The organism is Planctomycetia bacterium (assembly GCA_021413845.1).
In the GTDB taxonomy this organism is placed as follows: Bacteria; Planctomycetota; Planctomycetia; order Pirellulales; family PNKZ01; genus PNKZ01.
Genome location: JAIOPP010000105.1, coordinates 1 through 15,121, shown reverse-complemented (window position 1 = coordinate 15,121; position 15,121 = coordinate 1). Strand labels below are relative to the sequence as shown.

The window sequence follows — 15,121 nt, the reverse complement described above, 5'->3', positions numbered from 1 at the left end:
TTCGTACGTCAGGCAGGGTTGCTCGATGTAGACATCGACGTCTTGTACGGCCCGAACGACGCGCATCGCTTCGTGCTGCGTCCAGCCGGTGTTGGCGTCGGCGACGAGTCGATCGGTCGGCTTCAGCATCGCACGCACGGCCCGAATCCGTTCGATGTCGGTATCCGGATCGCCACCGACTTTCAACTGAAACCGGGTGTAGCCTTGCTCGCGATACATTTGCACGTTCTTAGCCATCTCGTCGGGCGCTTGTTGCGAGATGGCGCGATAGAGCCGGACGTTTTCGCCGAAACGGCCGCCGAGCAGCGTGCAAACCGGCAGTTGCGTCGCCTTACCGAGAATATCCCAGCAGGCGATGTCGATTCCCGATTTGACGTAAGGATGGCCCTTGAGCGCAGCATCCATTCGATGGTTGAGCGTCGCCGGCTCGCGCGGATCGAAGCCCAGCAGATGCGGACCGAGTTCGCGAAGTCCGGCACGTACTCCTTCCGCATAGGCCGGAAGATAAAACGGCCCGAGCGGACAGACCTCGCCGTAGCCGACTAAGCCACATTCGGTTTCAACGCCGACGATCGTGCTATCGAAGACCGATACCGACTTCCCGCCGGACCATTTGTACGAGCCTTCAACCAACGGCAGCTCGACACGATGAGCAAAGATGCGTGCGATCTTCATGGTGAGCGAACCTATTCTGCGAATGGGCTTAGTGAATGATTCCTCAGCGCGATTGCCGGTCGTTCATCATCGAGCGCGTGGCCTCGGCGAATGCGCGGCCCATCAGGGCGAAAGTCTTCGCGCAGCCGAGGTAGTGGTAACCGGCATTGGAAGCTCCCCGTTTCCATAGCGCGACTTCGGCCGGTGAGATCAGCTCGGCCTCGAACTTCTTCATGTGTTCGCGCTTCTGCTCATCCGTCATCTTGCCCTCGGCGTTGGCATAGTTTTTATGCTTCGAGTCGAGGTAGTGGCGCATCTGCCGCACCTCTCCGTACTTCTTGTCGATGTCGCCGAGCTCCTCCGACCAGAACGGCGCGGTCTGCACGGCGACCACGTTGCCTTGAAATTCCGGCAGCGCCGCCGGGGCCGACATTGCCTTGCGAAACTCCACGATATCGGGATTCGCCTTCGCGCCGTCGACCCCCATCACGCCGATGACGAACGGCATCTTCGGCGCACCCACGTCGCGCCGCACATCGCGGATGAAGTGCGCTAGCAATTCGCTGTAGACGTCGAAGCGGCCGGGCTTGCCGTGCGCGGGATACGTGTGTCCGTCCACCATGTCGTTCCAACCTTGCAGCCATACGAAACCCGCCAACTCGTAGCCCTGTGTTGCGTCGTAATTCGGCACCACGCGCTTCGGGTCGGCGAGCACTTTTTTCACGTGCTCGACCATCAGCCGGTAGTAGTGTCCGGTTTCCCGCTGCTTATCGACGAGCCACTGATCGATGTCTTTGGGTATCCCGTGACCTGGAGGACCGTAATAGAGCTTCTTCTGGTAGTCGTTGAGCTGATACGGTCCTGCGCTTGGCGGACGGAAGTCGGTGTGCAGGCTTTTCCCGCCCCACGCGGTCTTGATGATCAAGACGGGCTCGTCGAGCGCCTTGTCGAGCGTCAGGCCGAACGTGAACTCCGGACCGATTTTGCCGCCGTCTTGATCGGGTTTCTGCCGCGAGCCGTAACCTGCGGTGAGCTTGCCGAAGCCTTCGCCGTTGTTTTCGCCGCTGCCTGTGAAGTAGGAGATCCAGACATGATCACACACACTCGGTTTGCCATCCGCGCCGCGCATCTGCTTCAGAAGCGGCGCCGTCGCCGGATCATCTCCGATGTAATCAAAGGTATCGATCTTAGCATGGCCTTCCATATTGGACTGCCCGGCCAGAATAAAGACCCGCAACGGCTTAGCCTGCGTCGCAGCGGGAATGGCGGCGACAAGAAATACGAACAGTGAGTAAGTCAGTTTCGGCATTCGTTTCATATTCATGTCCTAGTGCGGTGCTAGACCTGGTGGCTGCGGTCGGCAGTTTAGAAATGTTCGAGCAGGGCCTTCGATTCGGTTACGCTTTTCACGACTTCACGGAGCAGCCGCCGGCACGATACTGCGAAGCTCGGGATGCTCCGTCGCAGCCTCGATCGATCGGATGGCCGCTTCCACCGCGCCGACGCGACGATCGTTCAGTTCTCCGCTCGGAAACTCGCCGCGCTTACATTGGGCATTGAAGTCCGCGATGAGTTCCCGCAGCTCGGGAATTGCGGGCTTGGCGGCGGAACCGAATTTGGCGATCTCTTTCATGATCTCGCCGGTGCGGTTTTCGCTGCCGTGTCCTCCTTGCGTCTTCGCGAACAAAACGCCGACTTCGATCCCTTCCTTAAAGTTGTATTTGGCCAAGGCCTTGAAGCCTCCCATGCGAATCTCGTTGCCGAACATCGTGTCGGCGGGGCTCGGTGTTTTCACGGCCGCGTAGATGTCGGGAGCTAAGGCGCGAACGTCGTCGAGCGACAATTTGTTCTCGAAGAAGCCGCGTAGCTTGGCACGCGCCATGCCGTCGGCATTCGTGGCCACGGCGCGAATCGCGGGGTATAGCAACGCGGCATCGGAGCCCTTGAGAGCGTCCGCCATAGGGCCGGTAAATAGCCCGGCGGCCAATTGTCCGTGCGTCAGTTGAATGGGGTCGTCCCAATGAATCGGCTTCAAGGGCTCCGCCGTTTTCGCAACGGCCCTGAGAATGTCGGGAATCGCCGGCTTCGCCTCGACTCCGAACTTGCGGATTCCCTGCGCCGCCTTGAACCGCAACCAGCGGTCTTCGTGCGAGAGCAGCCGGATCAACACCGGAAGCGCTTCTTTGGCTTTCAATAAGCCAAGCGTTTCGCAGGCTCCTTGCTGCAAATGCCGATCCGGCCCTTCCGCCATCACGATCAACTCGGGGATCAAGTTCCGAGCTTCTGGACGGGCCGCAAGTTCTTCCGCCGCCCAGCCTCGCACGACCGGCGACCAATCGCCGAAGGCGGTCATGAGCTCCCGAGCGGTCTTCGTCTTACGATCCGTATCGAACCGGCCGGAAACGTTCGCCGCAGTAACCTCTTGCTTGCCGAGCCGACACGCCGGGTTCGCGTCTTTGCCGGTGAGCGTGATCTTCTTTAAGGGGAGCGAGTACGTCAGCACATAAGTTGCGTTCGGGCTCATGCCGTAGTAACCGCTCTTGCCGAAGTACGTGTCGTCGTCGGTGCGGCCCGGCCCGAATTGTTCGTCGCCGTCGTAGGTAAACGAGCCGTCGCTCCGGCGTACGAGATCGAAATGCCACGACGCTTCCTTGAAGAAGGCCGCAGTCGCATCAGGTCCGCCGATGTCGGCACCGAGCGCGCCCCAAAGATAGCTAAGGCCCTGGCCGGTGTGGCCGCATTCACGACTTCGATACGCCGCCACGCACATTTTCGCGAAGAAGCGAGCTTCTTCGACTTTGTCGGCTTGCCCTCCGAACAGCACGGCGCTCATCGCGCTCTTGCCGTTGTTGTCGTGATACGGCCACGGCTCATGCTCTCCGTAAGGGATGGTTCCCTTATCGACGAAGTAGCCGAAGAAATTAGCCGCCCGCTCGATGGCCGGATCGATTTCGTCGTCGCGCACGCCGCATTTCTTCCCGAGCAGAATGGCCAGATTCGCCGTCAGTCCGGCTTGATTCACCGGGCCGTATGGCGGGACCGAGCCGTGCAAATCGCCTTCCGGCGTCCGAGCGGCGAAGCCGTGCCCGAAGGTGCCGTACATGCTCTGCCCTTTGGCGAGCGACACGGTGAAATCACGAATCGCGGGCAAGACCTGTTCGTCTTTCGTCGCCAAGTAGTATTCGCAGAGAAAGATGTTTCTGTAACCGATCTCCCAGGTGCCGAACGCGCGGCGCTGCTTGCGAGTCCCGTCGGCCAGTTCCAAGGCCAGCTTTTGCAAACGCGGATGATAGTCGTCGTTGCCCGTCGCCAGCAGCGCGAGCCCGTTGATCGCGCCGTGCCAGTTGGCGGGAAGCGGCTCCAGCTCCAACGCCTTGCATGCGTCGTCGTAGATCTTCTTCGATTTCGCGCAGTCGTATGGGGCCGTCGCCGCATAGGTCCCTAAGACGCGGAGGCGGAGTTCGACCTCTTCCGTTTTCCCCGCGCGCCACCGAGTAACCCGGAGAACGCCGCCGCCGGATTCTTGTTCCGCCGCTTGAATCGCCACGGCGAAGCTCTTTCGCGCATCGTCGTCAAACGGCCGGCCGCCGACGCCGACGATCACATCTTCGACCTGCAGCACGCCGTCGGCCGGCGTCGCGGGACCGACATGCGTCACGAGGATCTGCCGACTCGCCGCGGTGGTTCGACCTTGCAGGCCGTCGAAATAGGTCGCCGGCTTGGTGTAGATCCAGCCGCGCAATCCCGTTGCTCCGAGATTGTACGTCAGCTTCCGATCGACCGAGCGATCTTGCGTCAGGTCGGGCGGTCGTTCGTTCTTCTCCGCGGCGACGCTCGGACGGGCGACGACAACCAGCGTCAGCGCGAGACACAGATTCCACCGACCGAAAAGGTGCGACTTCATGTTTATCACTTTGCACGTGCGCGTGAGGAGTCGGGTGACGGTGATTTCCCGGAGAGAGTATCATAGATCTCCCTATCCCGATTTTCGCTCGGGCCGCGTAACCCGTCTTGGCCGGAAATCGCATCGAACCGTGAATTCGCGCATAGCCTCTGCGGAAAACGCCCATGCACTCGCCCGTTTCGCAGGTCGACGTCGCGCTATTGGAAAAGCTGTTCGACCGTTCGCCCGACGCTGCGTTCTTCGTGAAAGATGCCGCGGGGCGATATGTCGCGGTCAACGAATCGCTGGTCGCGCGACACGGCCTTAAGAACAAGTCGCAAGTGATCGGCAAATGCCCGCGCGATATCTGTCCCGGCGACTTCGGCCGGATTCCCACGGAGCAAGACGAGAAGGTCTTGCGCACCGGCCGCCCGCTGATCGATCATCTCGAACTGCATTGGCAGCGACCGAACGATCCGGTCTGGTGCCTCACCACGAAGCTGCCGATCGCCGGTGCCGGCGGCGACATCGTCGGCCTCATCGGCTTCTCACGCGACGTTCGAGCACCGCTCGACCCGTGCGAGATTCCGAAGGACTTCGCCGGCGCGCTGGAGGAGTTCGAGCAGAGTCTCTCCGGCGACGTGACTCCGGCGTCGCTCGCGCGTCGCTCGAAGCTCTCGCCTCAACGCTTGGCTCGCCTCGTCAAACGCCTCTTCGATCTGACGCCGAGCCAATTCATCACCAAGTCGCGAATCGCGGCGGCGTCGCGCATGCTTCGCGACTCGGATCGATCGGTGGCTGAAATCGCCCACTCCTGCGGCTTCTTCGACCACAGCGCCTTCGCACGCGCCTTCCGATCCGCCACCGGCATGACGCCGTCCGAGTTTCGCATTCAGCGTGCCGATGCCTTCGGCTCCAGCACTGGTACGCCGACGGGCTTGGGGACGACGTGATCTCTTGGTGCCCGACGCCTACGGTCGTTCTTATCGCTACTTGAAAACATCGGTCCGCGGCAACGCCGCTTTCAACTGCGCGATCCCAGTCGGGTCGACGTATGTTTCACGCAAGTTGATGTGATCGAGATGCGTGAGCACTCCGCTCCGCAGGCCGATGTCGGCAATTTCGCGACGATAACCTGCGCTACGTCGAAGATTCGAAGTGCGTTATTCACGCCGACCAAAAATGCGGCAATGGCTCTGAATAACACTTAAGAGCGAATCATTTATTCGCGAGTTTGTGAACGACTTGCCGTAGAGCCGTTTAGTCGGGCTGGGGCGGCCCGGGAAAGAAAGCGTTCGTGCGAGATTGGTAAGCGACGTATTCGGGTCGTCGTTCACGGATCGTCGACTCAAGCAACGCGACGCCGGAAACCTTTAGCAGCAGCCACGACATTACGATCGGCGAGGCGATCGTCCAGGCAGCCCCGCCGGCGCCGGCCAGGCAGAACAGCCCCCACCAGACGCAGAAGTCGCCGAAATAGTTGGGGTGTCGCGTGTAGCGCCACAATCCTTGATCAAGCACCCTTTGGACGTTGAGCGGGTCGGCGCGGAACGTCGCCAATTGATAATCGCCGATAACTTCAAAAGCTAGGCCGACGAGCCACAGCGCGACGCCCAGGGCGTCGAGCAAGCCGAACGGAGCCGGGGAGTTCGCCACGGCCATTGCCTGCAACGGCCAAGAGATGAACCACAGCAAGACCGCTTGCAAAATGAACACCGTCGCGAGGCTGATCCAAACGAACCGGCTACCCCATCGTTTACGCATCTCATGGTAGCGGCGATCCTCGTCTCGTCCCCAGTTGCGCCGCAACAAATGCCAAGCGAGTCGCACGCCCCAGACGGTCGTCAGAATCGCGGCCAAGACGACGCGCCAAGTCGGCGGCGAGTTCATCACCGCTGCAATCCAAACGGCAACGACGAAGCCTAGCCCCCAGAAGACGTCGACCAGCCCGACGTCGCGCCGTAGCGAGCCGACGATCCACAAGAGCAGCATCGTTGCAGTTGTGATTGCGAGGTTCGTGAGTAAGGTCGTGACGAGTGGCGTCAAAGCACTCTCCCTAGGCTGTAGACGTCGGCATTATTCAGCCGGCGTGTTCCAGCAAGTAATGCGACACGAACCACTCGTCGCCGCCGGCGTAGCCGAACAGTTCGGCGACGGCCAAAAAAAAGACGCGCCAGCGTCGAAGCCGACGGGCCGCTTCGCTGCGGCCGTAGACTTGCGACAGGATTCGCTCGACTGTCTCGCGTCGCATGTCGAGGTTCGTCAGCCACGCTTCGGCCGTACGTTGATAGTGCATCCCGCTCCAGCTATGTTGCCGCATCACTCGCAGGTGCCGATCGAACATCGTGAGCGTTGCGGCGGCCGGCATCATCCCACCGCCGAAAAAGTGTCGCCCCATCCAATCGTCGTCGTGTTCGTCCGCGAAAGGATACGCAAGCTCGCGATGGCAAAACAGATGTACGAATAGCTTGCCCGTCGGCTGCATCCAACCGGCGATCCGCTCCAATAGGAGATCGTAGTTACGCATGTGCTCGAACATCTCGACCGAGACGACTCGATCGAATCGTCGGTCGGCGGCGAAATCGTTCATGTCGGCCGTGACGATCGTCACGTTGCGCAAGCCTCGCTCGGCGGCGAGCCGTTCGATGAAGCGGCGTTGATCGGGGGAATTCGAAACGGCCGTGATCCGACTATGCGGAAGCCGCGCGGCGGCCCAAAGCGTTAATGACCCCCACCCGCAACCGAGCTCGAGAATCTCTTGACCGTCGGCCAACTCGGCCCGCTCGGCGGTAATGGCCAAGGCCTCTTCTTCGGCCTCGGCCAACGGCGCATCGGCGCGCGAATAATAGCAACAACTGTATTTCCGATGCGGCCCAAGCACTTCGGAAAAGAACTCCGGCGGCAAGGTGTAGTGCTGTTCGTTGGCCTTCTCCGCCGACGGTGCGATCGGGCCTGTTCGCAGCGACTCGACAAACTTTGCTCGGCGCGAAGAGGCCGGATCGCGCACCGCAAGCATCTCGTCATGCAAGCGCCGGCGACAGAGCCGCCGCACGGCCGCGCGTGTGACGACGTCCGGTATCCAGCCTCGCTCGACGGCCTCGATACCTAACTGCAGCAGGTTCATTCTCCGACCGCCGCTTCATCGCCGGAGCGACTCGAAGCTCGCACCGGCGATAGCTCGGAATCAGCCGAACTACGAGCCGCCCGGGTACTCAATCGCGCCGGATCACGACGGCACTCCGGCTTGTCGAATTGCAACTGGACGACGCCGACGTAGCGTTCTTCGAACGACGCCTCGCAGTAGCACAGATAGTAGTTCCACAAGCGAATGAATTCTTCCGGGTAACCGAGTCGCCGCACTTCGTCGAGCTTGGCCTGAAACGATCGTCGCCAGCGGCGCAGCGTCTCGGCGTAATGCGGCGCGAAGTCTTCGCCATGCACGAAACGCAGATCCCCGGTCCGTCCGATCGATGCCAACATCGCGGTGACCGTCGGCAAACAGCCGCCGGGAAACACATGACGCTGGATGAAGTCGACCGACTTGAGATACCGAGCATAGCCCCGCTCGGGCATCACGATCGCCTGAATGACGAACGTGCCGTCGGGCCGGAGCAACTCGCTGCAGCGACGAAAATAGTCGTCGAAGCGGTGATAGCCGACGGCCTCGATCATCTCGATCGAGGCCAGCTTGTCGAATCGCCCGTTGAGTTCACGGTAGTCGCGCAGAAGAAGCTCGATCCGATCACCGACCGTCGACCGCTCGAACCGCTCGCGGGCCGTGGCGAACTGCTGCTCGGAGATGGTCGTCGTCGTGATTCGACAGCCGTAGTTCTCGGCGGCATGCAGCGCGAAACCTCCCCAGCCGCTGCCGATCTCGAGCAGGTGATCTTCCGGAGCAAGGTCGAGTTTGCGACATACTCGATCGAACTTCTCTTGCGAAGCGGCGGCAAGATCCGCGTCGGGCGTCGTAAAGACCGCGCCGGAATATGCCAAAGTGTCATCGAGCCAGAGGCGGTAGAAATCGTTTCCAAGGTCGTAGTGCGCGGCGATGTTTCGCCGACTCCCCGTCGGCGAGTTGTCGCGCAACCAATGAACGATTCGGTGCGCGAGTCGCGCAAGTCGAGTCGACGCACCATCGAGTCGTTCCGACGCTTCGAAGTTGCGTAAGCTGATGCGAAACAGCGAGGTCAAGTCGTCGCAATCCCAGTCGCCACGTAGATACGACTCCGCGATTCCGAGCGTTCCGCCGAATACGGCGCTGCGAAAGAATCGTGGCTGGTGAACCCGCAGCGTCGCGTGCAAACCGTCGCGGCGGCCACACCCCGTCGTCGTACCGTCTTCTTGTAGAACAAGCTCACCCCGATCGAAGTTCTTCATTCGGTCGAGGAGAAGACGCCGTGCCAAGCGATCGAGCCAAGCCGCCGGAGCAGGAGAGTTTCGATGTTTCGGAGCGATTTCAATCATACGGGAAGATCAGACCTCGCTTCGGGAGTCGTTGTTGCGCTGTCGCCGAGACGGTAGTCGCTTCGATCGTCATCGCTCCGTGTCACATCGTTGCGAAATGGGTGCGGCACGAACGGAACACGTTTCCACCACAGGCGGAGAGCTTGTGCGTATATGTTGAAAAACACTTGGGCCGTCATCGCCGGATAGCGAAGCAAAACGTACGCCGCTTGGCGGCCGTCGAGAGGGCGGCGTCGCAGATCCAAGCTCGCGTCGAAGTCGATATCCGTATAACCGTGCCGCAGGTTCGCCACAGTGAACGTCAGGTTGTCTCCAGGCTCGGCAAATCGAAACCGATAGTCGTAGTTCATTTCCAGAAACGGCGAGACGTGCATTTCCTTTCTCGCATGAGCCTCGATCGCGTCGGTCGTCGTGCGGCGGGCGTCGAGCACATAGCAGTGCCGTTCGTTCCACGGCGTGCTCGTCACGTCGGCGACCACCGCATCGAGCCGCTCTTCGGCGTCGTAGCAGTAGTAGATGCTGATCGGATTCATGACGAATCCGAAGTAGCGTAAGTGCGTGAGCAACCGAATCGGTCCCGATGGGCGACGATCTAAACGTTCCGCAACCAAATCACGCACGGATTCATCAAGCGGCCGATCGGATGGGCCTAGGTGATCGGCTCGACGAAACCAAGCGATGTTCGGACCGTCCGCGGACCAGAACCAGCGGTCGCGAAATACTTGCGCGACTTCGGCGAGATCGAGGTAAACCATGAAAAGCCGATTGCGAAACGAATGCGACTGTGCGGTACGGTGCCGATGGCGAACCACGCCTTCGTAAAGACAACTCCGGAACGTCATGGTGCGAACTCCGTCGACGCCATCGTCGGAATGCGCGGAGTTGACCGGGCCGGGGAGTTGTGCGAGCGGATGAGGGCCGCAACCACACGCTCGGCGCTGACGACTCCGTCTTCGTGAAAGCCGTTGCGCCAATAGGCCCCGCAAAAAGACGTTCGATTCACATCGATCAATTCGGCGTGCCGTTCCTGCGCAGCTCGGCTCCCGACCGTGAAATTCGGATGGTGATACTCGAAAGTGCCGAGCACGCATCTTGGGTCGATGCGTCGGTCGGCATTGAGCGTGACGCAGTAGGTTCGCTCCGAGCGAATCCCTTGCAGGAGGTTGAGATCGTAGGTCGTCACCGCCGGCGCTTTCGGATCGCCGGTCAGACCGACGTTCCAGCAAGCGCGGGCTCGACGTGCGCGGGGAAGTAGGTTCTCGTCGGTGTGCAGCACCGCGGAATTGCGCTGATAGGGGAACGCCGAAAGGAGTTCGCGCTCGGTCACTGTCGCGTCCGAACCGAGGATGCGAAGAGCTTGATCACTGTGGCAGGCGAAGACTATATGATCGAAGCTTGCGATGGAGCCGTGTGCCGTCCGAACCTCGACGTCAAGAGCGTTGCGACGAACCGACACGACCGGCGTGTTCAACCGGAGCCGATCGCGAAAGCCGCGAACCATTGCCTCGACATACGTCCGCGACCCGCCGGTGATGACGCGCCAGGTAGGCCGATCGACCAAGTCGAGTAGGCCGTGGTTGCGGAAGAAGGCTACGACGAACTCCATTGAGAACTCGGCGAACGTCCCCGTCGGGCACGACCAAATGGCCGCTCCCATCGGCAGGAGGTAGTGGTCGATGAACTGTCGGCCATATCGACGTGCGGCCAGAAAGTCACCCAAAGTAACGGCGCCGATCGAATCGGCCGAATAAGTGCGCCCTTCACGGTTGAATCGAGCGATGTCGCGCAGCATCTTGAGGAAGTCGAGACGGAACAGATTTCGCGGTTGAGCGAAGAGACCGCCGAGTGAGCCGCCGTTGTATTCGATACCCGAGTGCGGATCGCTGACACTGAAGCTCATCGAGGTCGGCCGCGATGTGACGTTGAGCTCGGCTAAGAGTCGCACGAAGTGAGGATAGGTCCGATCATTGTAGACCATAAACGCCGTGTCGAGCGCAAGACGCTCTCCTTCGGGGGTCTCGATATCGACGGTCTGAGCATGCCCGCCGGGTCGGCCGGCCGCTTCGAGGACCGTCACGTCGTGAGCCGCATGGAGGCGGTGAGCGGCGGTGAGGCCGGCGATTCCCGACCCGATGACGGCGATTCTCACGACGAGCCTGTGATTGAAGCTAGAGGCGACTTGGTTCTTAAAAACGTTCAAAACGTTCATGAAAGATAATGGGTTTTCGAGCGAAATCAATGTATATTGTCGAAATATGGTCCGGCCGTCGCTTTTAAATCGTTCATAACATTCACAGATCTGCGTATGGATTTGATCTCCCCCTCACGTGCTGCGCGGGCTTTCGGCGTCAGCGAATCGTCGCTGAAACGGTGGTGCGACGACGGTTTGATTCCGGTCGTGCGGACGGCCGGGGGCCATCGCAAACTTGCTGCGTCCGATTTACTCCAGTTCGCACGGGAGCAGAAACGACCGCTCGCCGCACCGGATGTCTTGGGTTTGCCGGCATTGCGCGAGCGCTCGGCGGCCGGACTACATCGCTTGCGGCCGGAGTTCACGAAGGCCCTGTTGGCCGGCGACGAACGCCGCGCACTTCAGATCGTCCTCGATCTCTTCGTCGCCGATCACTCGCCTGCCGTGATCTGCGATGAAGTGATCGCCGGTGCGTTCCGAGAGATCGGTGAGCGCTGGTCGTGCCGCGAGGCCGAGGTCTACCAGGAGCGGCGTGGTTGCGAGATCGTGATCCGGATCTTGTATGAGTTGCGTCGATTACTGCCGGCTTCGTCGTCGTCGCGAACGGCGCTTTGCGCTACGCTGAACGGTGACCACTATTTGTTGCCGCCCGCGATGGCCGAAACGGTTTTACTCACCGCGGGGTTTCATGCGGTATCGCTCGGCCACCACATTCCGACGGCGTCGTTGACGAGCGCCGTCGAGCGGATTCGGCCCGAGGTGCTCTGTCTCTGCGTTTCGAGCGTCGCCGACGAGCATGAATTCGTGGCGGATATCGACTTGTTGGCGAAGGCTTGCGAACGACGGCGCACGGCGCTCGTCGTCGGCGGACGCGCTCTGAACGAGAGTTTGCGAACACGGCTGAACTACGCGGCGTATTGCGACACGATGCGGCAGCTTGAAACGCTGGCTCGGGTCTTAATCGGCAAGCGACCGCGCCGGACGAAGTCGGCGGCTGCCGGCCAGCATCGTTGACGATTCTTACGATTCGTTTTTCAAGCTCGGGAGACGACGATCATGACTTGGAAGTTGCTGGTGATCGTGGTGCCGATTTGTCTGCTGCTCGATCTGGTCTGGCTCGGACTGATCATGAAAGACTTTTACGCGCGCGAACTCGGCGACTTGGCGAGAAGACAGGCCGGGGGCTTGGCACCGCGCTGGGGGGCCGCGCTGGTCGTGTACCTTTTGATCCCGACGGGCCTAGTGATCTTCGCGTCTCCGGCGAGCGATGCGACTTGGCCGAGCGCAGTCGGTCGCGCGGCACTTTTCGGACTGGTTCTGTATGGCGTCTACGACCTGACGAATCTCGCGATCCTCGAAAAGTGGACGCTCCGTATGACACTGGCTGACATCGCTTGGGGGACGACGCTGTGCGGAGTTCTGGGAGCAGTCATGCGCTGGAGCGCCCCATGGTGGTCATGAGCACTTGGCGATCCCAATCGCAGCCGTCGCTCGGACAGGCTCGGTTCACCGCGAATCTTTCGGCCCCATGGGCTTAGCGTGGCTCGCTTGCGTCGCAGTTGACATAATCTTGCCATGAGCTCGACCGTGACGACGCCGAGGTGTCGCTCGATGAACAAGTCGACACTACTCAGCGCCTGCCGCAAACTACCGAAGTGTTCGGTCCCAACAATCGGGGCGAGCTTGGAAATGACATCGCAAGAGTGCAATCTTGGAGGTGATCGACCTTGCTGCTGAATTCGCGACGCTACGAGCAACTGGAGTTACCTTCCGGACCGAAGATGCTGTGACAGGTCCCGGTGGGTCTCAAATAGTTCTCAACGATCCTTCCGACGATCCGGTGGAATGTTTCCAGCCAGGGCGAACGGCGTAAGCGATCGTGAACGCGATACCGACACTGCAATCTATCCACACGCGGACACGTCGGAACAAGATCGTGCCGCAATTCCAGGTCGCTCGTTCGCCGTCGCGCGTCGTGAAAGGCGTATCAGAGATATGGCGTCGCTTCGACGATGACGGTTAAGCCGTTGGTCAGAAAGAGCTTGCGAAAAAATCGAAACTCGCGACCTTTAGTTCCCGAATTTTCGTTCTGAAACACGGGAAAAACCACGCTTTTTCTCGAAGGACGATGTGATTCCATACCGCACTTGGACTATTTCAATCTCTTTCGTCGACTCTCATTTTCTTTCGAGAAAAACGCGTATTGACGAAGCGACAGGTGGCGCAACGCCGTATGGATTTTGAAGCGATCGCTAGTGCGCATTTCGATAATCAACTTGGATGATGCGTACCTATCCAGCCTATGGGTTCTTTCGACTCCCGTCGAAGGACTCAGGCTCAGCGAAAAGATCATTGCCGGGATCACTGTTCCAAACGTACTCCGCTTCCAGTGCTTTCCGTTCGGCGGCAGATCTGCCGTAGATGGACTCGACGAGACCCCGCGCCATGTCCATGCCGGCGGAGACGCCCGAAGAGGTGATGTATTTTTCGTCGACGACCCAACGCGCACGGCTTTCGATTGGCTTGTCGCCCAGGCGTAGGCTCGCTTATTCGTCGTCGCCCTACGGCCATCGAGCAGTCCGGTCGAGCGAGTAGGGCCGCGCCCGTGCACACCGATGCCGTCCACTCCGTCTTCTCATCTTGCTTGCGGAGAAAGTCGAGTAGTACGGCGTTATCGACTTCGACGCGAGTTCCCGCACCGCCGGGAACCATCAGAATCTCGAACGGAGTAGCATTCTCGAACGAGTGCCTCGTGATGGGCTCTACGCCTTGAGCGGAGACGAGGATCCACCGTGCTCGGAAACCATCGCGATTGCATAGTCCGGCATGCTGCCCCACATCTCGACCGGCCCGAAGACTTCTAGGGTCTCAAAGCGAGGGAAGAGAAGAACACCTATCGTTTTCGGCTTATCCTGAGCGGGGATACTCGCATCTTCCTTCGGCTGCTGGGCTATAGTCTGCACTCCATCTGCTCCGATGACATTCCAACAGCAACAACGGAAGTTAGAATCGTGTCGCGTCGAGACATTTGCTTCATCCGCATCACGGCGTGGGCGGCCGTTGTTGAACCGGGTTAGTCTACTTCTTGACGGCGATTGCGAAGTCGCCGGCCATGTCACGCCAGATCGAGTGGATGTGATTCGCCGGGTTGCCTGCCGCGTCGGGCTGGACGTTGACGAACTCGATCAAGAAGGTCGGGCCCTGCACGCGATAGTAGTGGCCGATTCCTTCGGTATCGGCGCCGGCCCAGGCGAACTTGATCTTCTCAAAGCCGGCCCGATCAATCGCCGACAACCGCGCCTCGGCCACGTCTTCCGGCAGGTTCCCGGCATAGACGGCGAGCAACTGGCGCAACGTCTTAGCTTGCTCCGCGGTCAACTGGGCGGCGTCCAAACCGACGGCCGCGTCTTGCGGCGGCTGTGGTTCGCCGGCGGCGCGAATTTCGGCCGGAGCCTTCTCGGCGATGATCGCTCCCTTCCGCTGCTCGGCGGTGAGCGAGCGCAACAGGTCGAACGCCAGCGTCTCTTCGAGGGCCAGCACGCGCGTGCCGACTTTGATCTGCGGCACGGCGCTCGCCTTCACGATCGCCGGGTTCGTGGCGTACACGGTCGGCGTCGAACTCACCACACGGCCGGCGTCGACCACGAAGCTCAACGACAGGTGATGCCCTTCGATGCTGAGCCCCCAACGACCGGCGGCCGTCGGCTTGTCGAACACGGTGAAGTAATACCGCTCGGCATCGCGCAGCGGACCACCGACGCGGGTCTTCTCAAGTTCGGCCAGCAGCAGCTCGAGCTCCATGATCTTCGCGGCTTTGTCGTAACCGGTCTGGCTGAGCGAGGCCCGCAACAGGGCGAGCGCCGCCTTACGCTGAGCCTGATCCATCTCACGAATCTGCAGGCCTTTGCGCGTCGGCTTCGGAATGAAGT

The 15,121-nt window shown here is 60.5% G+C and carries 12 protein-coding genes and 1 pseudogene; 3 read left to right on the top strand and 10 right to left on the bottom strand.

All coding sequences use genetic code 11. The features are described 5' to 3' along the window. The 3 genes from K8U03_19515 to K8U03_19505 all read right to left on the bottom strand — a co-directional run. On the bottom strand, positions 1 to 675 hold a 675-nt coding region (locus K8U03_19515; protein ID MCE9607078.1), incomplete at its 3' end, for a mandelate racemase. 43 nt (positions 676 to 718) lie between these two features. Then, a complete protein-coding gene (locus tag K8U03_19510; GenBank protein ID MCE9607077.1) occupies positions 719 to 1,972 on the bottom strand; it encodes a sialate O-acetylesterase in 1,254 nt (417 codons plus the stop codon). 96 nt (positions 1,973 to 2,068) lie between these two features. Further along, positions 2,069 to 4,558, bottom strand: coding sequence for a DUF6288 domain-containing protein (locus K8U03_19505; protein MCE9607076.1), 2,490 nt, complete (start codon positions 4,556 to 4,558; stop codon positions 2,069 to 2,071). Between the two features lie 164 nt (positions 4,559 to 4,722). Here K8U03_19505 and K8U03_19500 point away from each other — a divergent pair, with 164 nt between their 5' ends. Beyond that, positions 4,723 to 5,490, top strand: a complete 768-nt coding sequence (locus K8U03_19500; GenBank protein MCE9607075.1) for a helix-turn-helix domain-containing protein — start codon at positions 4,723 to 4,725, stop codon at positions 5,488 to 5,490. Between the two features lie 307 nt (positions 5,491 to 5,797). On the opposite strand, the gene K8U03_19495 is transcribed toward K8U03_19500, so the two are convergent. From K8U03_19495 to K8U03_19475, 5 genes are read right to left on the bottom strand one after another with little or no spacing between them, the layout of a single operon-like run. Further along, entirely contained in the window at positions 5,798 to 6,583 is a 786-nt protein-coding gene (locus K8U03_19495; protein ID MCE9607074.1) for a DUF1295 domain-containing protein, read from the bottom strand. 34 nt (positions 6,584 to 6,617) lie between these two features. After that, on the bottom strand, positions 6,618 to 7,661 hold the full coding sequence (locus K8U03_19490) for a class I SAM-dependent methyltransferase (GenBank protein MCE9607073.1): 1,044 nt from the start codon (positions 7,659 to 7,661) through the stop codon (positions 6,618 to 6,620). After that, positions 7,658 to 9,001: a cyclopropane-fatty-acyl-phospholipid synthase family protein gene (locus K8U03_19485; GenBank protein ID MCE9607072.1), complete on the bottom strand. Its 1,344-nt coding sequence runs from the start codon at positions 8,999 to 9,001 to the stop codon at positions 7,658 to 7,660. Before K8U03_19485 ends, K8U03_19490 begins: the two co-directional genes overlap by 4 nt. Next, positions 8,998 to 9,843, bottom strand: coding sequence for a DUF1365 domain-containing protein (locus K8U03_19480; protein MCE9607071.1), 846 nt, complete (start codon positions 9,841 to 9,843; stop codon positions 8,998 to 9,000). Before K8U03_19480 ends, K8U03_19485 begins: the two co-directional genes overlap by 4 nt. Then, positions 9,840 to 11,150: an FAD-dependent oxidoreductase gene (locus tag K8U03_19475; protein ID MCE9607070.1), complete on the bottom strand. Its 1,311-nt coding sequence runs from the start codon at positions 11,148 to 11,150 to the stop codon at positions 9,840 to 9,842. The genes K8U03_19480 and K8U03_19475 overlap by 4 nt, the downstream gene beginning before the upstream one ends. A 156-nt stretch (positions 11,151 to 11,306) precedes the next feature. Here K8U03_19475 and K8U03_19470 point away from each other — a divergent pair, with 156 nt between their 5' ends. Beyond that, positions 11,307 to 12,206: a B12-binding domain-containing protein gene (locus K8U03_19470; GenBank protein MCE9607069.1), complete on the top strand. Its 900-nt coding sequence runs from the start codon at positions 11,307 to 11,309 to the stop codon at positions 12,204 to 12,206. 42 nt (positions 12,207 to 12,248) lie between these two features. Continuing rightward, positions 12,249 to 12,653 (top strand): DUF2177 family protein, encoded by a 405-nt coding sequence (locus K8U03_19465; GenBank protein ID MCE9607068.1) that lies wholly within the window; start codon positions 12,249 to 12,251, stop codon positions 12,651 to 12,653. Between the two features lie 839 nt (positions 12,654 to 13,492). On the opposite strand, the pseudogene K8U03_19460 reads toward K8U03_19465, so the two are convergent. Both K8U03_19460 and K8U03_19455 read right to left on the bottom strand, forming a co-directional pair. Next, positions 13,493 to 14,032 (bottom strand): annotated as a pseudogene (locus K8U03_19460) (DJ-1/PfpI family protein). A 238-nt stretch (positions 14,033 to 14,270) separates the two neighbouring features. Then, on the bottom strand, positions 14,271 to 15,121 hold an 851-nt coding region (locus K8U03_19455), incomplete at its 5' end, for a DUF3500 domain-containing protein (GenBank protein MCE9607067.1).